Origin of the sequence: Mycobacterium sp. M26 (assembly GCF_001494595.1) — a bacterium.
Lineage (GTDB): Bacteria > Actinomycetota > Actinomycetes > Mycobacteriales > Mycobacteriaceae > Mycobacterium.
In genome coordinates this window covers 2,722,651-2,740,442 of the sequence record NZ_LN929908.1, presented here as the reverse complement: position 1 = coordinate 2,740,442, position 17,792 = coordinate 2,722,651, and the positions used below count along the sequence as shown (strand labels likewise).

The window sequence follows — 17,792 nt, the reverse complement described above, 5'->3', positions numbered from 1 at the left end:
CAGGGGATGGGAAACTGGTGCACATGTTGCTCACCGGGTTCCCGGCCGGCATGTTGGCATGCAATTGCTACGTGCTAGCCCCGCGCGCTGGGACCGACGCCATCGTCGTCGACCCGGGTCAGCGCGCGATGGGGACCCTGCGGCGCATTCTCGATGACAATCGGCTGACCCCGGCGGCGGTGCTGCTGACCCACGGGCATATCGACCACATCTGGTCGGCCCAGAAGGTGGCCGACACCTTCGGCTGCCCGGCCTTCATCCATCCCGAGGACCGGTTCATGCTGTCCGACCCCATCAAGGGGTTCGGCCCGCGACTGGGCCAGATCGCCTTCGGGGCGTTGTTCCGGGAGCCCAAGCAGGTCGTCGAACTCGACACCGACGGCGCGGTGCTGGACTTCGCGGGTTTGTCCGTGACCGTCGACCACACCCCCGGACACACCCGGGGTTCGGTGGTGTTCCGGGTTCAAGATCATGCGTTTACCGGTGACACGCTGTTCAAACAGTCGGTGGGCCGCACCGATCTGCCCGGCGGCAGCGGTAACGCGCTGCTGGGGTCCATCGTCAACAAACTGTTGGTGCTCGACGACGACACTCTGGTATTACCGGGACACGGTGACTCCACCACCATCGGTCTCGAACGTCGCACCAACCCGTTCCTCGAAGGTCTGCCCCTGTGAGCGAATTCCAGGCACCCAAGGGTGTCCCTGATTACCTGCCGCCTGACTCGGCCGAGTTCGTCGCCGTGCGCGACGGCCTGCTGGCCGTTGCCCGCCGCGCGGGCTACGGCGACGTCGAGCTGCCGATCTTCGAGGACACCGCGCTGTTCGCCCGCGGCGTGGGCGAGTCCACCGATGTGGTGTCCAAGGAGATGTACACCTTCGCTGACCGCGGTGAGCGGTCGGTGACCCTGCGCCCCGAGGGCACCGCGGGGGTGATGCGCGCGGTGATCGAGCACGGCCTGGACCGCGGCGCGCTGCCGGTCAAGCTCTGCTACTCGGGTCCGTTCTTCCGCTACGAACGCCCGCAGGCCGGCCGGTACCGCCAGCTCCAGCAGGTCGGGGTCGAGGCCATCGGCGTCGACGATCCCGCCCTGGACGCCGAGGTGATCGCCATCGCCGACGCCGGGTACCGCTCGCTGGGCCTGGACGGTTTTCGGCTGGAGATCACCTCGCTCGGTGACGACACCTGCCGCCCGCAGTACCGCGAACTGCTGCAGGCGTTCCTGTTCAAGCTCGACCTCGACGAGGACACCCGCCGGCGCGCCGAGATCAACCCGCTGCGGGTGCTCGACGACAAGCGCCCGCACATGCGGGAGATGACAGCTGACGCCCCGGTGATGCTGGAGAACCTGTCACGCTCCGCTGAGCAGCACTTCCGCACGGTGCTGACCCACCTCGACGCGCTCGGTGTCCCGTATGTCATCAACCCGCGGATGGTGCGCGGGCTGGACTACTACACCAAGACCACCTTCGAGTTCGTCCACGACGGCCTGGGCGCGCAGTCCGGGATCGGTGGCGGTGGCCGCTACGACGGGTTGATGCGGCAGTTGGGTGGCCAAGACCTCTCCGGCATCGGCTTCGGCCTCGGCGTGGACCGCACCGTGCTGGCCCTGCGCGCCGAAGGCAAGACGGTCGGCAACACCACACGCTGCGACGTGTTCGGCGTCCCGCTGGGGGAGCAGGCCAAGCTGGAGCTGGCCAAGGTGGGTGCGGCGCTGCGCGCGGCCGGGGTGCGCGTCGATCTCGCCTACGGCGATCGGGGGGTCAAGGGTGCGATGCGCGCCGCTGACCGCTCCGGCGCTCGGTTTGCCCTGGTGGCCGGGGACCGGGATATCGAGGCCGGCACCGTCGGGATCAAGGATCTGGCCACCGGCGATCAGGTCGATGTGTCCGCGGATTCGGTTGTCGCCGAGGTGCTTTCGCGGTTGACCTAGCGCGCCGTCGCGGCCGTAGACTTATCGAATTCTCACCAGATTCTTCGCTCTACCTTGGTGTTTTCGGGAACTGCGGGCGGTCCGCGACACGTTTGCTGGGTATGACCATCGAGTTCGGTGCTGAACTGATCGAGCGCTACCTGCACACCCGGCAGGTGCGGTACTTCCGCGGCCACCACGACGATGAGTACTTCTTCCTCGTCAACGCCTATCACGGTCGGCTGCACGTGCACCTCGAGCCGTGCGGCCCGGACCGCCGCATGGTGAAGATCAGCATCACCGCCGAGCGGTACTACCCGGCCGTCGCACGCGCCAAGGTGGCCGCGCTGGCCACTCAGTGGAACGAGACCTCCCCGCCGGTGACGGCGACCGTGTTCGCGTCCTCGGATCCGCGCCTGGTCGGGGTCGTCGCCGAGCGCCGCTACAGCACCGCTGCCGGTGTCGATTTCGGGACCGTCGTCGACCAGAGCATCCAGTCGGCGATCGATCTGTTCGGCCGGTTGAAGGCCTCGGTCAGTGCGACGCCCGGTGACACGTCGCATCTACTCGACGCGGGTTGACCGCTAGCGCGCAGCCCTGCGTTGGCGTCGGATCCACACGACGGCGATGAGGGCGGCCGCCACGGCGACGAGCACCGTGGCACCCACCGCCGCCAGCAGGGCGGTGTTGTCCTCGGGTTCGCCGTTGCGGATCACCTGCTGATAGGGATCGTCGGAGGGGGCCGGCCCGAACGTGAAATCGGTGCCGATGGCCGCGGGGTCGGTGATCGTGGTCGAGATCTTCGTCAGGTAGGGATTGCCGTCGCTCAGCGCGGTGAGCGTCGGGTCGCTGGTGCGCCCCTGAATCGGCCCGGCGTAGTCCACCCGGACCGCCTGGCGGTTGGCGTCGGCGTCGGTGCGCTGCATCCGGTGATCGGCCAGCGTGTACACCACGACGCGCTGAGTGTCCTTGGCGGCGGCCGACATTCGCATCGGGTACACCAGCTGATCGGAGTCGAAGTCCAGTCGCACCGGATCCAGTTGTCCGCTCAGCGGTTTGGTGCCGGTGAGCCGCATCGCCACGAACGACCAGCCCTCCCGCAGATACGGGTCGAGTTGGGCGGTGACCTCGGGGCGCATCCGGTAGCCGTGCCCGTCCAGCCAGCCGCGCACCCCGCTGAGGTCGCCGCCGGTGAGCGTGGTGGCCTCCAGCGGGCCGAGTTGGACCTGCGCGACGACGGTGGGTGTGCCGCCCGGCCGGGCGCCGGCCTCGTCGAGACCCGATCCCAAGGCGGCACCGGGTTCCACCCGGGGTGCGCTGAGCCGCGCCAGTTCGGCGAAAATCCCCGGGTCGGTGCTGCTGGCGGTGGCCGGCGCCGGGGTGGGAACGATCAGCCCGGCGTTGTCGGCGATCGACTCGACGTCCAGGGCCATGACGATCGTTTCTTTGCCGCCGGTGCGGGCGATGAGCGCCTGCTCACCGGTGACCCTGGCATCCAGATCAGGGCTGACGATGCCGCCGCAGGCACAGGCCCCGGCTGGGCCACCGGGGCTGCCGATCAGCATTCCGGCAGCCAGCAGGACCGCCGCGAACAGCCGTGTCGCGCGCATCAGGCCATGATGCCTCAGCGCGGCGCGCCGTGGACGGCGCTTGTCAGCACCGCGGCGAGATCGCCCAGTCCGCCGGTGAAGGGATTGCCACGCACCAGGGTGTAGGCGGCGTCGGGAGTCTGGGCCACCAGCTTGAGCGAACTCGACCCCATCTGCACCCGGCGGTGAAAGCTGACCGCATCCAGCGGGGCGATCGGGCGCCCGTCGGCGCCGCGATAGATGCGTGCGGCGCGGTCGAATACCGCCACCGGCCGGTACCGGCTGAGCGGTATCGCGCGGCTGGCCCGGATTCGGCGTACGACGACGGCGCTGATCGCGGCGGCGAGCAGCCCGACGGCCAGCAGTGCGGCACACAACCATGCCGGCAGGCCCGCGCCGTGGCCGGTTGCGACGGCTATCAGGCTGACGGCGCCGAACCCGCCGAACACCAGCGCGAGGACACCGGTCACGAACGCCAGAATCGCCGGTGGCCCGTTGCCGCGGTCGATCACGAGCACCAGCGGACCGTCCTCGGCGATCACCAGACCGCCGACCTCCCGCAGGATGCGGGGTTCGGGGGAGTCCATGCCGGGGGAGTCTGCCACCGCGGGCGGCATGCCGTCCCTAGATCGCCATCGCGGCGCGCACATCGGCCTCCGAGGCCGATCCGCCGGTGCCGCTGGACGTCACCCGTCCCGCTTCCAGGATGTAGTACTTCTGGGCGGATTCCAGCGCGAAACCGATGTGCTGCTCGACGAGCAGGACACCCATATCCCCGCGTTGGGTCAGCGCGGTGATGGCGGCCTCGATCTCGGCGACCACCGAGGGCTGGATGCCTTCGGTGGGCTCGTCGAGGATCAGGATCTTCGGTGTCGTGATGAGCGCGCGGGCGATGGCCAACTGCTGGCGCTGGCCGCCCGAGAGCAGACCGGCCCGCCGGCTCAGTAGCTCCTTGAGCGCGGGGAACAGGTCGAGCTGTTCGTCGATGAGCTGCTTGCCGTTCTTGCGGCCGTCGGCTACCACCTGCAGATTCTCGGCGGTGGTCAGCTGGCCGAACGACTGCTGACCCTGCGGCACATAGGCCAGCCCGCGGGCCACCCGGGCGCTGGGCCGCAGCTTGGTGACGTCCTCTCCGCCGAGCACCACCTTGCCCGCCGTGCATTTGAGCAGTCCGACCGCCGCTCGCAGCAGGGTGGTCTTACCGGCCCCGTTGTGACCCATGACGGCGGCCACGCCGTCGGAGGGCACCTCGACGCTGACGCCGTGGATCACCTGGGAGCGGCCGTAGCCGGTCCGAACATCGATGAGCTCCAGCATTATTCGCCACCCTCCAGGTCCGCCGTGCCCGCTGCCGCGGTGCCCAGGTAGACCTCCTGCACCTTCGGGTTGGCCTGCACCTCGGCCACCGACCCTTCGGCGATCACCTGGCCGCGGGCCAGCACGGTCACCGAGGTGGCGAAGGCCCGCATGAAGTCCATGTCATGTTCGACGACCACGACGGTGCGCGATGATCCGATGCGGCGCAACAGGTTTCCGGTCTCCTCACGTTCCTCGCCGCTCATGCCCGCGACGGGCTCGTCGAGCAGTAGCACGTCGGCGTTCTGCACCAGCAGCATGCCGATCTCCAGCCACTGCTTCTGCCCGTGGGCCAGCACCCCGGCCGGCTGGTCGGCCAGATCGGTCAGGCCGATGGTCTCCAGGGCCTCCTCGATGGCCGGCAGCACACCGTTGCGCCGGCGCAGCAGTGTCCACCAGGAACGGCCTGCGCCGGCGGCGATGTCGAGGTTCTGCAGCACGGTGAGCTGTTCGAAAACGCTGGCGGTCTGGAAGGTTCGGCCCACACCGAGTCGGGCGATCTGATGGACCTTCTTGCCCAGCAGTTCGGCGCCGGACTTGTTCACCGAGCCGCTGGCCGGCACCAGGCCGGTGATGGCGTCGATCACGGTGGTCTTGCCCGCGCCGTTGGGTCCGATCAGGAACCGCAGATCACCCTGGAACAGGGTGAGGTCCACACCGTTGACGGCCTTGAAGCCGTCGAAATCGACGGTGAGATCGCGGACTTCGAGGTATTCGCTGCCCATGCCGGCGTTGCCGCCGGCGATCGGTTCGGCCACCGTCATGACGCGGCCCCCACCTTCTCGGTTTCGTCGAGCGGATCCGGGTCGGGGCTGGGCGGTTCGGCGGCGCGCTTGCGTCGCTTGAGCAGTGCGCCGAGGCCGGCCAGGCCGGCCGGGAAGAACCCGACGACGACGATGAACAGCAGGCCCTGCGCGTAGGTCCAGCCCGACGGAAAGCGTTCGGAGAACGCGGTTTGCGCCCACGCCACACCGATGGCGCCGAGGATCGGGCCCAGCAGCGTGGTGCGCCCGCCGATCGCCACCCCGATCAGGAAGGCGATCGAGGGCACCACACCCACCTGCGCCGGGGTGATGAACCCGATGATCGGGGCGAACAGGGCGCCGGCGATGCTGGCGAACAGCGCGGCCAGCGTGTAGGCCACCACCTTGATGTTGGCGGGGTCATACCCGAGGAAGCGGACCCGTTCCTCGCCGTCGCGCACCGCCACCAGTAGTTCGCCGTAGCGGCTGTGCATCAGCTGACGCACCACCGCCACGACCACCAGTAGGGTGCCGGCGGCGATGAAGTACAGCATTTGCCGGTTCACCGGGTCGGACAGCTTGAACCCGAAGAACGTGCGAAAGCCGTTGAGCCCGTTGCTGCCACCGAGAGTGGCCTGCCCGACCAGCAGGATGGCCAGGGCGGCGGCCAGTGCCTGGGACAGGATCGCGAAGTAGGCGCCCTTGACCCGGCGCTTGAACACGCCCAGGCCGAGCAGGGCGGCAATCGCGGTGGGGATCACCACGATCGCGAACAACGTGAACGCCGCTGAGGAGAACGGCTCCCAATAGGCCGGCAACACAGGGATTCCCGCGATCTGCATGAAGTCGGGGACCGCCTGCTTGCGGATCTCGGCGTCGGCGATCTTGAGGTGCATGCCCATCATGTAGGCACCGAGGCCGAAGAACACGCCCTGGCCCAGGGTGAGCATTCCGCCACGGCCCCAGGCCAATCCGATGCCGGCGGCCACGATCGCGAAGCACAGGTACTGGCCGAGCAGGCCCAGCCGGAAGCTGCTGAGCACCGCGGGCGCCAGGCCGAACAGGACCGCGGCGGCGACCGCGAATCCGGCCCAGGTCTGCCAGCGGCCGATGACGGTCCTCATACGAGACTCCTGGTCCGGACCGTGAACAGGCCCTGCGGGCGAACCTGCAGGAAGATCACGATGATCACGAAGACGATGACTTTGGCCAGTGACGCGGTGGTGCTGTACTCGATGAACGAGTTCAGCAGGCCGAGCGCGAACGCCGCGATCACGGTGCCCTTGATCTGACCGAGCCCGCCGACCACGACCACCAGGAACGCGTCGATCAGATAGCTCTGTCCGATCGTCGAACTGGTGGATCCGATCAGCGTCAGCGCCACACCGGCCACGCTGGCCAGACCCGAGCCGATGAAGAATGTGGTGATATCGGTCTTGCGGCTGGAAATGCCGCTGGTTTCGGCCAAGTCGCGGTTCTGTACCACCGCCCGGATGCGCCGGCCCAGCGGGCTGGTTTTGAGCAGCACGGTCAGCGCGGCGACCGCGGCCACGGCCAGCAACAGAATGAAGATACGGGTTTTGGGCACCACGGCGCCCAGGATCTCCACCCCACCCGAGAGCCACGACGGGGCCGTGACGTTGACCGCCGGTGCGCCGAAGATGCTGCGGGCGGCCTGCTGCAGGATGAGCCCGACACCGAAGGTCACCAGCAGGGTGTCCAGCGGGCGGTCATACATCCGCTGGATCAGCGTGACCTCCAGCAGCACACCGAGGAGTCCGCCGACCACGAAGCCGACTAGGAGGGAAACCAGCAGGGAGGCACCGGCATTGGCGATCACCTTCTGCACCACGTAGGCGGTGTAGCAGCCGACCATGATGAATTCGCCGTGCGCCATGTTGATGACGCCCATCTGACCGAAGGTCAGTGAGAGTCCCAGTGCGGCCAGCAACAGGATTGAGCCGAGGCTCAATCCCGTCGCCAGCTGCCCGACAAGGACATCCATACTGAGTCTTTTCCCGTCGCTTCGCTCGCCCCGGTGTTAATTCCCCGTCGCTTCGCTCGCCCCTTCTAGCCCGACAGGCCCTTGGCCCACGGGTAGGACTTCAGGTAGGGATCCGGGGTGATCGGCCCGGGGGAGGACCAGATCGTGTAGATCAAGCCGTCGGGACGGATCTCACCGATGCGCGCGGTCTTGGTGATGTGGTGGTTTTCGCCGTCGATGGTGACCAGGCCCTCCGGGGCGTCGAAGGTCACGCCGCCTGCGTTGTCCTGAATTGCCTTGACGTCGAACGACTTCGCCTTCTCGACGGTGTTCTTCCACAGGTACACCGAGACGTAGGCGGCTTCCATCGGATCCGAGGTGACCCGGTTGGCGCCGTACTTGGCCTTGAACGCCTCGACGAACGCCTTGTTCACCGGCGTGTCGATGGTCTGGTAGTAGTTCCAGGCGGTCAGCTGGCCCTCGATGTTCTGCGCACCGATGCCCTGGACCTCTTCCTCGGCGATCGACACCGAGACCACCGGCATCTTCTGCGCGGTCAGGCCGGCGTTGGTGTACTCCTTGAAGAACGCCACGTTGGAGTCGCCGTTGAGGGTGTTGAACACCGCGCCGGCATTGGACGCCCGGACCTTGTTGACGATCGTGGAGAAGTCGGTGGAGCCCAGCGGGGTGTAGTCCTCACCCTTGATCTCGATACCGTTGGCCGCCGAGTAGGCCTTGATGATGCGGTTGGCAGTCTGCGGGAAGACGTAGTCACTGCCCACCAGGTAGAGGGACTTGACGCCCTTCTCCTTCAGGTAGTCCAGCGCCGGGACGATCTGCTGGTTGGTGGTGGCGCCGGTGTAGAAGATGTTCTTGCTCGACTCCAGGCCCTCGTACTGGACCGGGTAGTACAGCAACGAGTTGTTGCTCTCGAAGACCGGCAGCATGGCCTTGCGGCTCGAGGACGTCCAGCCGCCGAACACCGCGGCCACACAGTCGTCCTTGATCAGCTTCTCGGCCTTCTGGGCGAAAACGGCCGGGTCAGAGGCACCGTCTTCACCGACGATCTGGATCTGCTTGCCCAGCACACCGCCCTTGGCGTTGATCTCGTCGACGGCCAGCTTGATCGAGTCCCGCACCGTGACCTCGGAGATGGCCATCGTTCCCGACAGCGAGTTCAGCGAGCCCACCTTGATGCTGGATCCGGAGGTGTCCACGCACGATTCCGACTTTGCTGAATCGGTCTCACTGGCCTTGCTGCCGCAGCCGGCCAGCACCAGGCTCGTCGCGAAAAGGACGCTTCCCGCGGCCAGAGCCGATCGGTTCAATGCGGATCGTCGAAGGTGCATGGATGCCCTTTCCTGTTGTAGGTGAAAATCATTGAGTCCCGACGGCGGTCAAGCAGACGGGACTCACGGCGATATAGACACCGGACGTTAGAGCGAAGAAGTTTCTGTGAAATGTCTGTATGTGACGAACGTATTAACGTGCTATCTACTTCGCTGGGCCGATCCGGCCGCCGCACGGCGTAACGGTCTGGGTACGGTGGCCGATATGGCCGATATGCGAACAGTGACAGCAAGGGTTGGGGCGGCGCTGGTGTTGGCGGCCGCCGGTGTTGCCGGCACTCACGCCATCGCCGCGGCTGAGCCGCCCGCCGGGCATCAGGTGACCTACACACTGGCCACCGGTGGCACCTACGAGTTCACCGTGACCTACCTGACCGCCCAGCCGCCGAGCAAGGCTGCCTACAACGCCGACTCGTACTCCTTCATGAAGCGCGAGACCATCACCGTCGCGCCGGACGCGCCGTGGGTCTTCACCACCACGCTCGACGACCCGCAGTGGGCTTTCCTGCAGGTCAGCAGCACCACCCGGGGTGGGCAGGCTGCGCCGAACGCACACTGCGAGATCAACGTCGACGGCGCGGTCGCCATCGCCCAGGACGCGCCCTACAGCCCGCAGTGCTTCGGCTCGCAGTGGTGACGCGCTAGCCCGCGAAGACGTACACCCACGCCGTGCGCCCTGAGCGCAGCGGCACTTCCACCCGCACGTAGTCGTCGACCTCGTAGTCGTCGGCAGCGGCCAGTTCGGCCTCGGTGATCGCGAAGACGGTGCCCTCAACCGCGGCGTCGGCGTCGGCCGGTTTGAGGATCGGGTGGCGGTCACTGCCGCTGGTTTCGATGACGTGCGGGTCGGTGATCGTCACATAGTCCAGTTCGTAGCCGGCGATGGCGTCGAGTTCGCCGTCGAGTGCGCGTCCGAAGGTGGCCAGCTGAACCTCGCGCTGGCGCAGGGTGCCGTAGGAGAAGAGCAGCTCACTGGTGGCCATGACGGCCATCATCGCCCAGCGCGCACCGTGCGGACGAATTGCGCGACGGCCGCACCGATCTCGTCGGGGCTGTCCTCCTGGATGAAGTGGATGCCGGGGACTGAGACCTCGGTGAGGTTGGGCCAGGTGCGCACATAGTCGCGGACCTTGCCGCGCATCAGCGCGCCCGGTTCGGCGTTGACGAAAAGTTTGGGCACGTCACTGGTTTCGAGCCAGGCGGCGTAGTCGGCGACCACGCGGGCGACCTCGGCGGGCTCGCCGTCGACCGGGATGTTGCGCGGCCAGGACAGTGTGGGCCGACGGTCCTCACCGGGGGTGGCGAAGGGCCGCCGGTAATGGTCCATCTCCTCGTCGGACAGTGTGCGCAGGATCGAGGCGGGCAGCACCCCCTCGACGAACATGTTGTCGGTCAGGACCATCTGCTCGCCCTCGGGGGAGCGGAAGCCCTGGAACACCGGGCGCACCCGGTTGGGGAAGTCCGACCAGCTAATCGGTGTGGCGATACCTTCCATGAACGCGATGCCCGCCACCCGGTCGCGGTGCTGGTTGGCCCAGTCGAAACCGAGTGCGGTGCCCCAGTCGTGCAGCACCAGAATGACATTGTCACCCAGGTCCAGGGCATCCCAGAGCGCGAAGAGGTGCTCGCGCTGCTGCTGGTAGTGGTAGCTGTCGGGACCGGAGTCGGGCAGCTTGTCGGAATTGCCCATTCCGATCAGATCGCACGCGACGAGCCGGCCGACGCCCTCGAGGTGCGGCATGACATTGCGCCACAGATACGACGAGGTGGGGTTGCCGTGCTGGAAGACGATCGCATCACCGGCGCCCTCGTCGATGTAGGCCATCCTGCGCCCGAGAACCTCGGCGTACTGGGTGTGGCCGTAGGGCTTGGCGTTGGTCATCGGTCTCCTTCGTGTCGGGAGTGGTCGGCGTAGGTCGCGGCGGTCTGACGGGCGATCCGAAGGACGCGTGCGGAGAACTCGTCGTCGGGGACCGCGCGGGCCAGGGCGATCCCGCCGAAGCAGATGATGGCCAGCGCGATGGCGTCGTCCATGCGCTCCGGCGTTTCGTCGCCGTCGCAGACGGCGGCCAGTGATTTCTCCAGTTCCCGCTGATAGGTCTCGCGAAAGCTGTTCGGGGCGCGGGCGGCATCCGAGCTCAGCGCGGCGAAGCCGCAGGCGGTGCCCAGGTCGTCGCGGTGGGCGGGGGTGAGGTAGCGCCGGGCGAGGCGTGTGAGCCGCTCGTTCCAGGGTTCCTTCGGTCCCGGTTTGATCCAGTGCGAGCGCCCGGTGGTGATGGCGTGGGCGAACGCGGCGTCGGCGAGTTCGCGCTTGTTGTCGAAGTGCGAGTAGAAGGCTCCGTGGGTAAGCCCGGCGTCCTGCATGACCGGGACGATCGCGGTGCCCTCCAGGCCCTCCTCGCGCAGTCGGCGGGCGGCCGCGTCGAGGATCCGGTCCAGTGATTGCTGCTTGCCGAGCTGCCGGCGAGACGGTGCTTTTCGCATGATGTTCATCATGCTAATCACATGATGGGCATCATGCCAATACCCTGTGGTGGCATGCTGAAGTGGTGGGGATGATCTTCCGGTTGGCCGAGCTGCTGCTCATCCTGGTGCCGTTGGCGGGCGCGATCTATGCCGCGGTCAAGGGTGTCAGCGCGATCAACCGGCGCCAGGGCCAGTCGCCGCCGGAGGTGGAGGCGCCGACTGTGGTGCGCTCCGAGCCGAAAAGCCAAGCCGCGCAATGGCGCACCATCACCCGGGTGCTCGACCAGCACAGCCGTACCGATTCGCGGTGGCTGGACTACGAACTCGATGCCGCCAAACTGCTGGACTTCCCGGTGATGACCGATATGCGTGAGCCGCTGACGGTGGCGTTTCACCGGGCCAAGCTGCGGGCGGATCTGCTGCGGCCGGCCAAGGCCGAGGACCTGCTGGACGATCCCGAGGCCGCGCGCGAGTACCTCGATGCTGTCGAGGCCTATGCGACGGCGTTCCAGGCCGCCGAAGCCGAGGCGGTGCGCCGGCGGCGCAGCGATTTCAGCCGCGAGGACCAGCAGCGCCTGACCCGTGCGCAGAGCCTGCTGCGGGTGGCCGCCGACCGGGGGGCCACGCCGCAGGAACGCGAGCGCGCCTACGACCTGGCCCGCGGTGAACTCGACGGGCTGGTGGTGCTGCCGGACCGAACGCGCGGGGCGTTGGAGCGGGGGATCGCGGGGGAGTTGGACGACTGAGTGGGCAGCGCCCCAGGGAGCGTTCACCATTCTGTTGAGCGCGCCGCATAATTTCCCGATGGCCGGCTATTCGCACCGTTCCCTTCGCGACAAACTCGGTATCAAACCCGGCATGCAGGTGTACGTCTCCAACATGCCGCCGGACGTGTGGGCGGAACTCGGCGATGTGCAGAACGACACGACAGTGACGACCGACGAACGGTGTGCGAACTATCTGCACTATTTCATTTCGACGAGCTCTGAACTCGTTGACATTGCCGAGCGAGTCCAGCAGCTGGAGCAACCACAGCAGATGTTCTGGATCTCATGGCCCAAGAAAGCGTCCAAGATTCCCACTGATGTCACCGAACAGACGCTGCGCGACGTATTGCTTCCGACCGGACTTGTCGACGTCAAGGTGTGCGCCGTATCAGAGGTGTATTCCGGCCTCAAGTTTGTCTGGCGCAAGAAGTAACCGGGCTATTCACCCGGTGGCGGGTGCCCCGCGTTGACCCCTCGAGGGACGTGGATAGATCGTTGGAATTGTGCCGGCCGCTTGCGGGCCGAGCGCAAACATCGTTGCGGTACTGGATCATTCCCTCGATACCCTCGGCGATGGCCACGATGAATGCCCTGTACGCCTTCACGCAAGCCGCGCGGCGTTAGTCGACGGGTAGCGCCCTACATTGCGCCATGCGAGGCCCAGGCGCACTCGAGGAATCGCCGACGGTCGCGGCTAGCACCGGCAAATAAGCGCTCGTAGCGCCGAAACATCGGTATCGTCAATTTGCGGCGACAAGTTCCATCGCGTTAGCTCGTGGCGAGGGGGCACGTGGACAAGTTGGTTCCGGCGCTGGCGACCGTGATGGATCCAGCGTCGTTGATGGGCCGAATAGCCCAGCAGGCGTGTGCCCTCATGCCGAAAGCCGATGGAGCAGCCGTCGCATTACTTCGTGCCTCCGATGACGCGTATGTCACCGTCTCCGCCTACGGGGTGGTGGCGGCGGCGACGACAGGTTTCGCCGTGCCCAGCGACAACAGCCTGCAAGGCCTGGCGGCCAGCGAGCGAAAGCCCCAGCTGGTGGATGACGCCAGGGTCGACTCGCGGTTGTCGCCGCGCGTACGCGCCATGAACCAGCAGTGGGGAACCCGGTCATGGGCGGTGATTCCCCTGGTGCATGGCGATCAGCCCTTCGGATCGCTGCTCCTGGTCGCCCGGGCACCACATGCCTTCGACGAATCAGACGTCGATCTCATGCTTGAGATCAGCGAGTTCGTTTCTGCCGTGACGTACGCGATGGCGGACGTTGATGAGACCGGAAAGCGCACCCTCACAGCGAGATTCGTTGCTTCGATTCTGTTGCCGGAAGTGGTGGAGGCCCAAGGGCTGCAGGACCAGCTCGATGCCCTGCTCATGCAGCCTGACGCTCTCAGTGCGGTCTTCCAGCCCATCGTCCATCTGCCCAGTAGCGCAACGGTCGCCTACGAAGGCCTGACGCGGTTTCCCGCTTCGCCGGACCTGACACCCATGCAGTGGTTTGGTGCTGCCCGCCGGGTTGGCCGCGGTATCGACCTCGAACACGCCGCGCTACACACTGTCCTGACCGCCGCCCCCCGGATTCCCGGCGATTGGCCCGTCACCGTCAACCTGAGCCCGGGAGCCGCGTGCGAGCCGGCGATTCAGGACATGCTGCTATCGCAGGACCGGCCTCTGGTCGTCGAACTCACCGAGCATGAACCGTTCCCCGACGACCTTGCCGAGAGTCTCACCCGGATACGCGATCGCGGCATCCGGATCGCCGTCGACGATGCCGGTGCCGGCTACGCCAGCTTCACCCAGATACTGCGGCTGCACCCCGACGTCATCAAGATCGACGGTGAGTTGATCACCGACATCGATACCGATCCCGCCAAACGGGCGTTGTCCACCGCCCTCAACGCACTGGCGTCGGAGTTGAACGCCATCACCGTGGCCGAGGTTGTCGAGACAGCAAATCAGGTGCAGACGCTGATCGGTCTGGGCGTTGAATACGGTCAGGGCTTCTATCTCGGCCGACCACAGCCGGCGGGTCCATGGATGTCCGACAACCGGGGTTGACAGATCATCGAACACGCGTTCGAATGGTGGGGTGCGGTGGTCGGACCAGGGGATCAGGGTCGACGACGGAGCGCTGCCCGGACTGCAGCGCATCGGGTTCGTCCGGACCGTGCGCACCCCGCAGTTCAACGGGGTGACCTTCCACGAGGTGCTGTGCAAGTCGGCGCTGAACAAGATCCCGTCGGCGGCCATGCTGCCGTTCCAGTACACCGTCAACGGCTACCGCGGGTGTGCACACGCCTGCCGGTACTGCTTCGCCCGCCCCACCCACGAGTATCTGGAGTTCGACCCGGGCGGGGACTTCGACAGCCAGATCGTGGTCAAGACCAACATCGTCGAGGTGCTGCGGCGCGAACTGGCCCGGCCGTCGTGGCGTCGGGAGACCGTCGCGCTGGGCACCAATACCGATCCCTATCAACGGGCCGAGGGACGTTACCAACTGATGCCCGGCATCCTCACCGCGCTCGCCGATTCCGGGACGCCGATGTCGATTCTGACCAAAGGCACCCTGCTACACCGTGATCTTCCGCTGATCGCTGAGGTGGCACAACGGGTTCCGCTGTCGGTGGCGATCTCACTGGCAGTGGCCGACCCTGAGCTGCACCACGATGTCGAGCCCGGCACGCCGTCACCGACTGCGCGCCTCGGCCTGATCTCGGCAGTCCGCGACGCCGGACTGGACTGCCACGTGATGGTTGCACCGGTACTGCCGCATCTCACCGACTCCGAGGAGCATCTCGACAGCCTGCTGGGCCAGATCGCCGCCGCCGGTGCCACCGGTGTCACGGTGTTCGGTTTGCACCTGCGAAGCTCGACCCGCGGGTGGTTCATGAGCTGGCTGGCCCGCTCCCATCCCGAGCTGGTGCCGACCTACCGAAACCTGTACCGGCGCAGCGCCTACCTGCCCGCCGACTACCGGGAGATGCTGCGTCAGCGGGCGGCGCCCCTGGTGGCCAAGTACCGGCTCACCGGAGACCACCGGCCGTTCCGGTCGGCCGCCCCCGTGCCGCAGCCTGTGCCAGTCGAGCCGCAACTGAGCCTGTTCTAGCTGCGGCGAGTGTGGGGGATATGCACGGGAAACGGCGAAAAGGTGTGCACAGCACCCACAGTGGCGCCCGAAGCTAGCTGCGGCCGCGCTTGACCTGATTGAACGGCACACCCTTGTCGGCGGCGAGCTCGCGCGGAAAGCCCAGCACCCGTTCACCGATCACGTTGCGGGCCACCTCGGTGGTGCCGCCGCCGAGGGACGCCGTCTGCCGGGACAGGTAGCGGTTGCCGATCTCGAACAGATCATCCCCGGTGTCGATCACCCCGGAGCTGGCGGTGATCGCCAGCGTGGTGTCGAGTTCGAGGTTGAGGGTCTCGGCGTGGGAGATCCGGATGATCGAGCCCGCCGCCGGCGGCAGCGATCCATCGTTGACGCCGTGATAGACGTGGTCGATCAACTGCTCTTGCACGGCGCGGTGCACCAGCGCGCGGCCGGCCAGCTCCTGCAGGTGCGTGTTGTCGGCCTGGCCGGTCTGCTCGAGCAGTGCGCCATAGTCGACCGGCTTGTCGGTCTTGCCTTCGGCGCCGATGCCGCTGGAGAACTCCGAGCCGCCGCCGACGGCCCGCCGCTCGTGGTAGAGCTGGCGGGAGGCCACCGCCCAGCCGTCGTTGACCGCACCGACCACGGCATCGTCGCCGAGTTCCAGACCGTCGAAGAACTCCTCGCAGAATTCGATCGAACCGTTGACCTGCTTGATGCGGCGCAACGTGATACCCGGTGAATTGATCGGCACCAGGAACATCGTCAGACCCTCGTGCTTGGGCACGTCCCAGTTGGTGCGGGCCAGCATCAGCCCGTAGTCCGCCGCGAAAGCGCTGGTGCTCCAGGTCTTTGCGCCGTTGACGATCCACTTGTCGCCACGGCGGTCAGCGCGGGTGATCACTCCGGCCAGATCCGAGCCGCCGTTGGGCTCGGAGAGCAGTTGCACCAGAACCTCGTCGCCGCGCAGCGCCCCACCGATGTGCTGGCGCTTCTGCTCTTCGCTGCCCATGTCCAGGATGGTGGCCGCGCAGATGGTGAACGTCGGGGTGTTGAGGATGATCGGCATCTCGTAGGTGCGCGACTCGAGGTCGAAGGCCCGCTGATACTCGATGGGCAGGCCCAGCCCGCCGTACTCCCGCGGGAAGCAGATGCCGGCGAAACCGCCCTCCCACAGCTTCTTCTGGAGTTCCCGGGCGCGCAGCCAGGGGCCCTCCTCGCCGCGGTCGGCCTCCGGCGGATTGTTGGGGTCGATCGAGGGCATGTTCTCCGACAGCCATTTGCGCGCGCGGGCGGCGAACTCGACGACCGATTCGGTCTGGGTGGCGGTGGTCGTGGTCATCAGGCGGACTCCAGCTCTTTGGTCATCCGGTACACGAGGAGGTTGTGTTCTTCGGGGGTGCCGTACAGCGAGCGGTACAGGGTCACCCGTCGCAGATACAGATGCAGGTCGTGCTCCCAGGTGACACCGATGCCGCCGTGCATCTGCACACAGCGCTGCACCATGTCCGGGGCATGTTCGGCCACATAGGATTTGGCCACACTGACCGCGAAGTCGGCGTCGGGCTCCCGCTCACCCACCTTTGCGACAGCGGTCTTGGTGGTGGCCCGGCAGGCTTCCAGCCAGATCTTGAGGTCGGCGTAGATGTGTTTGAGCGCCTGATACGACACCAGGGGCCGGCCGAATGAATGGCGGTCGAAACCCCACTGCACGGTCATATCGAAGACGGTCTGCAGAATGCCGACGGTCTCGGCGCACTGCAGGATCAAGGCGATCTGTGTCTGGCGGGCCACCATTGCCGCAGTCTGCTCGGCGGTGCCGACCGCCGCCGACTCGTCGACCTCGACCCCGTCGAAGGTGACCCGGGCGTAGGACTTGACCAGGTCCACCGAGCGCTGCGGCTCGACGGTGACACCCGGGGAGTCGGTGCGCACCAGGAGTTGCCGGGCGGCGCCGTCGACGTCGGCCACCACCAGCAGGATGTCGCTGTCGGCACCGGCCTCCACCCGGTCCTTGACGCCGTCGATCCGGAAACCGCTTCCTGACGCTGTCGCAGTCACTGTAGGCTGCAACGGATTCCAGGGTGATCCGGGCTCGTAGACGGCCCACGAGGCCACCGATTCGCCGGACACCAGTGCCTCGATGGTCTCGGTGTGCCGGTCGGCGTCCTCGGCGTCGGCGAGGCCGGCCAGCACGATGCTCACCGGATGCAGCGGTCCGGGGGCCACCGTCTTGCCGGTGTGCTCGGCCACCAGGGCCAGGTCGGCCACGCCGTCACCGGACACGCTGCCGCCGCCGAGTTCCTCGGGGACCAGCAGGCTGGCCCAGCCGAGTTCGGCGGCCCGCTGCCACCAGTCGCGTTCGAAGGACAGCCCGTCGTGGTGCAGTTCGCGGATCCGGCTCAGGGGAACTTCCTTGTCCAGGAACGACTGAGTGGTGGAGGCGAACAGCTGGATCTCGGGGGAAGCGGTCATGACGCCGTTCTCGCTTTCATGGAAAGAACGTGCGCGCCGGTGACCCGGCGCGCACGTCCACTCTGACG

20 protein-coding genes are annotated in these 17,792 nt (G+C 66.9%); 8 read left to right on the top strand and 12 right to left on the bottom strand.

Translation table 11 applies throughout. From position 1 onward, the window contains the following. Positions 1 to 23 precede the first annotated feature (23 nt). From BN3385_RS22400 to BN3385_RS22390, 3 genes are all read left to right on the top strand, one after another. Entirely contained in the window at positions 24 to 677 is a 654-nt protein-coding gene (locus BN3385_RS22400) for an MBL fold metallo-hydrolase (protein WP_059020112.1), read from the top strand. Continuing rightward, positions 674 to 1,933, top strand: coding sequence for a histidine--tRNA ligase (gene hisS, locus BN3385_RS22395; protein WP_059020110.1), 1,260 nt, complete (start codon positions 674 to 676; stop codon positions 1,931 to 1,933). Before BN3385_RS22400 ends, hisS begins: the two co-directional genes overlap by 4 nt. A 101-nt stretch (positions 1,934 to 2,034) precedes the next feature. After that, entirely contained in the window at positions 2,035 to 2,493 is a 459-nt protein-coding gene (locus tag BN3385_RS22390) for a hypothetical protein (RefSeq protein WP_059020108.1), read from the top strand. A gap of 3 nt (positions 2,494 to 2,496) precedes the next feature. Here BN3385_RS22390 and BN3385_RS22385 read toward each other — a convergent pair whose 3' ends face one another. From BN3385_RS22385 to urtA, 7 genes are all read right to left on the bottom strand, one after another. Beyond that, complete coding sequence (locus BN3385_RS22385; protein WP_059020106.1) at positions 2,497 to 3,522, bottom strand: DUF2330 domain-containing protein; 1,026 nt, start codon at positions 3,520 to 3,522, stop codon at positions 2,497 to 2,499. A 14-nt stretch (positions 3,523 to 3,536) separates the two neighbouring features. Further along, complete coding sequence (locus BN3385_RS28740; protein ID WP_197415257.1) at positions 3,537 to 4,088, bottom strand: hypothetical protein; 552 nt, start codon at positions 4,086 to 4,088, stop codon at positions 3,537 to 3,539. A gap of 37 nt (positions 4,089 to 4,125) precedes the next feature. After that, on the bottom strand, positions 4,126 to 4,818 hold the full coding sequence (gene urtE / locus BN3385_RS22375; RefSeq protein WP_059020104.1) for an urea ABC transporter ATP-binding subunit UrtE: 693 nt from the start codon (positions 4,816 to 4,818) through the stop codon (positions 4,126 to 4,128). Then, complete coding sequence (gene urtD / locus BN3385_RS22370; RefSeq protein ID WP_059020102.1) at positions 4,818 to 5,621, bottom strand: urea ABC transporter ATP-binding protein UrtD; 804 nt, start codon at positions 5,619 to 5,621, stop codon at positions 4,818 to 4,820. Before urtD ends, urtE begins: the two co-directional genes overlap by 1 nt. After that, positions 5,618 to 6,724 carry an urea ABC transporter permease subunit UrtC gene (urtC, locus tag BN3385_RS22365; protein ID WP_059020100.1) on the bottom strand — a complete coding sequence of 369 codons (1,107 nt, stop codon included), beginning with the start codon at positions 6,722 to 6,724 and terminating at the stop codon, positions 5,618 to 5,620. Before urtC ends, urtD begins: the two co-directional genes overlap by 4 nt. Beyond that, positions 6,721 to 7,605: an urea ABC transporter permease subunit UrtB gene (gene urtB, locus BN3385_RS22360; RefSeq protein ID WP_059020098.1), complete on the bottom strand. Its 885-nt coding sequence runs from the start codon at positions 7,603 to 7,605 to the stop codon at positions 6,721 to 6,723. The genes urtC and urtB overlap by 4 nt, the downstream gene beginning before the upstream one ends. Before the next feature lie 65 nt (positions 7,606 to 7,670). Continuing rightward, the gene (gene urtA, locus BN3385_RS22355) at positions 7,671 to 8,933 is read right to left on the bottom strand and encodes an urea ABC transporter substrate-binding protein (RefSeq protein ID WP_059020095.1); all 1,263 of its coding nucleotides are present in this window, start codon (positions 8,931 to 8,933) and stop codon (positions 7,671 to 7,673) included. A 121-nt stretch (positions 8,934 to 9,054) separates the two neighbouring features. Between urtA and BN3385_RS22350 the strand changes: the two genes are divergently transcribed. Then, the gene (locus tag BN3385_RS22350; protein WP_353612234.1) at positions 9,055 to 9,570 is read left to right on the top strand and encodes an Rv2576c family protein; all 516 of its coding nucleotides are present in this window, start codon (positions 9,055 to 9,057) and stop codon (positions 9,568 to 9,570) included. 4 nt (positions 9,571 to 9,574) lie between these two features. Here BN3385_RS22350 and BN3385_RS22345 read toward each other — a convergent pair whose 3' ends face one another. From BN3385_RS22345 to BN3385_RS22335, 3 genes are read right to left on the bottom strand one after another with little or no spacing between them, the layout of a single operon-like run. After that, a complete protein-coding gene (locus tag BN3385_RS22345; RefSeq protein WP_502688085.1) occupies positions 9,575 to 9,916 on the bottom strand; it encodes a gamma-glutamylcyclotransferase family protein in 342 nt (113 codons plus the stop codon). An 8-nt stretch (positions 9,917 to 9,924) separates the two neighbouring features. Further along, the gene (locus tag BN3385_RS22340) at positions 9,925 to 10,815 is read right to left on the bottom strand and encodes a haloalkane dehalogenase (RefSeq protein WP_059020094.1); all 891 of its coding nucleotides are present in this window, start codon (positions 10,813 to 10,815) and stop codon (positions 9,925 to 9,927) included. Continuing rightward, entirely contained in the window at positions 10,812 to 11,417 is a 606-nt protein-coding gene (locus BN3385_RS22335) for a TetR/AcrR family transcriptional regulator (protein WP_197415256.1), read from the bottom strand. The genes BN3385_RS22340 and BN3385_RS22335 overlap by 4 nt, the downstream gene beginning before the upstream one ends. A gap of 65 nt (positions 11,418 to 11,482) precedes the next feature. Here BN3385_RS22335 and BN3385_RS22330 point away from each other — a divergent pair, with 65 nt between their 5' ends. From BN3385_RS22330 to BN3385_RS22315, 4 genes are all read left to right on the top strand, one after another. Further along, on the top strand, positions 11,483 to 12,145 hold the full coding sequence (locus tag BN3385_RS22330; RefSeq protein ID WP_059022322.1) for a hypothetical protein: 663 nt from the start codon (positions 11,483 to 11,485) through the stop codon (positions 12,143 to 12,145). Between the two features lie 58 nt (positions 12,146 to 12,203). Beyond that, a complete protein-coding gene (locus tag BN3385_RS22325) occupies positions 12,204 to 12,599 on the top strand; it encodes a hypothetical protein (protein WP_059020089.1) in 396 nt (131 codons plus the stop codon). Between the two features lie 357 nt (positions 12,600 to 12,956). Continuing rightward, positions 12,957 to 14,222: a sensor domain-containing phosphodiesterase gene (locus BN3385_RS22320; RefSeq protein WP_082690595.1), complete on the top strand. Its 1,266-nt coding sequence runs from the start codon at positions 12,957 to 12,959 to the stop codon at positions 14,220 to 14,222. 31 nt (positions 14,223 to 14,253) lie between these two features. Beyond that, positions 14,254 to 15,270, top strand: a complete 1,017-nt coding sequence (locus BN3385_RS22315; RefSeq protein WP_059020085.1) for an Rv2578c family radical SAM protein — start codon at positions 14,254 to 14,256, stop codon at positions 15,268 to 15,270. 73 nt (positions 15,271 to 15,343) lie between these two features. Here BN3385_RS22315 and BN3385_RS22310 read toward each other — a convergent pair whose 3' ends face one another. Together BN3385_RS22310 and BN3385_RS22305 are read right to left on the bottom strand one after the other, a co-directional pair. Beyond that, entirely contained in the window at positions 15,344 to 16,591 is a 1,248-nt protein-coding gene (locus BN3385_RS22310) for an acyl-CoA dehydrogenase family protein (RefSeq protein WP_059020083.1), read from the bottom strand. Beyond that, entirely contained in the window at positions 16,591 to 17,724 is a 1,134-nt protein-coding gene (locus BN3385_RS22305; protein ID WP_059020081.1) for an acyl-CoA dehydrogenase family protein, read from the bottom strand. Before BN3385_RS22305 ends, BN3385_RS22310 begins: the two co-directional genes overlap by 1 nt. Positions 17,725 to 17,792 lie beyond the last annotated feature (68 nt).

What these genes read in the sequence shown, in the direction of transcription:
- BN3385_RS22400 (WP_059020112.1), top strand. Translation starts at nt 24, where the DNA reads ATGTTGCTCACCGGGTTCCCGGCCGGCATGTTGGCATGCAATTGCTAC.
- BN3385_RS22390 (WP_059020108.1), top strand. Translation starts at nt 2,035, where the DNA reads ATGACCATCGAGTTCGGTGCTGAACTGATCGAGCGCTACCTGCACACC.
- BN3385_RS22385 (WP_059020106.1), bottom strand. Translation starts at nt 3,522, where the DNA reads ATGCGCGCGACACGGCTGTTCGCGGCGGTCCTGCTGGCTGCCGGAATG.
- BN3385_RS28740 (WP_197415257.1), bottom strand. Translation starts at nt 4,088, where the DNA reads ATGGACTCCCCCGAACCCCGCATCCTGCGGGAGGTCGGCGGTCTGGTG.
- urtE (WP_059020104.1), bottom strand. Translation starts at nt 4,818, where the DNA reads ATGCTGGAGCTCATCGATGTTCGGACCGGCTACGGCCGCTCCCAGGTG.
- urtD (WP_059020102.1), bottom strand. Translation starts at nt 5,621, where the DNA reads ATGACGGTGGCCGAACCGATCGCCGGCGGCAACGCCGGCATGGGCAGC.
- urtC (WP_059020100.1), bottom strand. Translation starts at nt 6,724, where the DNA reads ATGAGGACCGTCATCGGCCGCTGGCAGACCTGGGCCGGATTCGCGGTC.
- urtB (WP_059020098.1), bottom strand. Translation starts at nt 7,605, where the DNA reads ATGGATGTCCTTGTCGGGCAGCTGGCGACGGGATTGAGCCTCGGCTCA.
- urtA (WP_059020095.1), bottom strand. Translation starts at nt 8,933, where the DNA reads ATGCACCTTCGACGATCCGCATTGAACCGATCGGCTCTGGCCGCGGGA.
- BN3385_RS22345 (WP_502688085.1), bottom strand. Translation starts at nt 9,916, where the DNA reads ATGGCCACCAGTGAGCTGCTCTTCTCCTACGGCACCCTGCGCCAGCGC.
- BN3385_RS22340 (WP_059020094.1), bottom strand. Translation starts at nt 10,815, where the DNA reads ATGACCAACGCCAAGCCCTACGGCCACACCCAGTACGCCGAGGTTCTC.
- BN3385_RS22335 (WP_197415256.1), bottom strand. Translation starts at nt 11,417, where the DNA reads ATGCGAAAAGCACCGTCTCGCCGGCAGCTCGGCAAGCAGCAATCACTG.
- BN3385_RS22325 (WP_059020089.1), top strand. Translation starts at nt 12,204, where the DNA reads ATGGCCGGCTATTCGCACCGTTCCCTTCGCGACAAACTCGGTATCAAA.
- BN3385_RS22310 (WP_059020083.1), bottom strand. Translation starts at nt 16,591, where the DNA reads ATGACCACGACCACCGCCACCCAGACCGAATCGGTCGTCGAGTTCGCC.
- BN3385_RS22305 (WP_059020081.1), bottom strand. Translation starts at nt 17,724, where the DNA reads ATGACCGCTTCCCCCGAGATCCAGCTGTTCGCCTCCACCACTCAGTCG.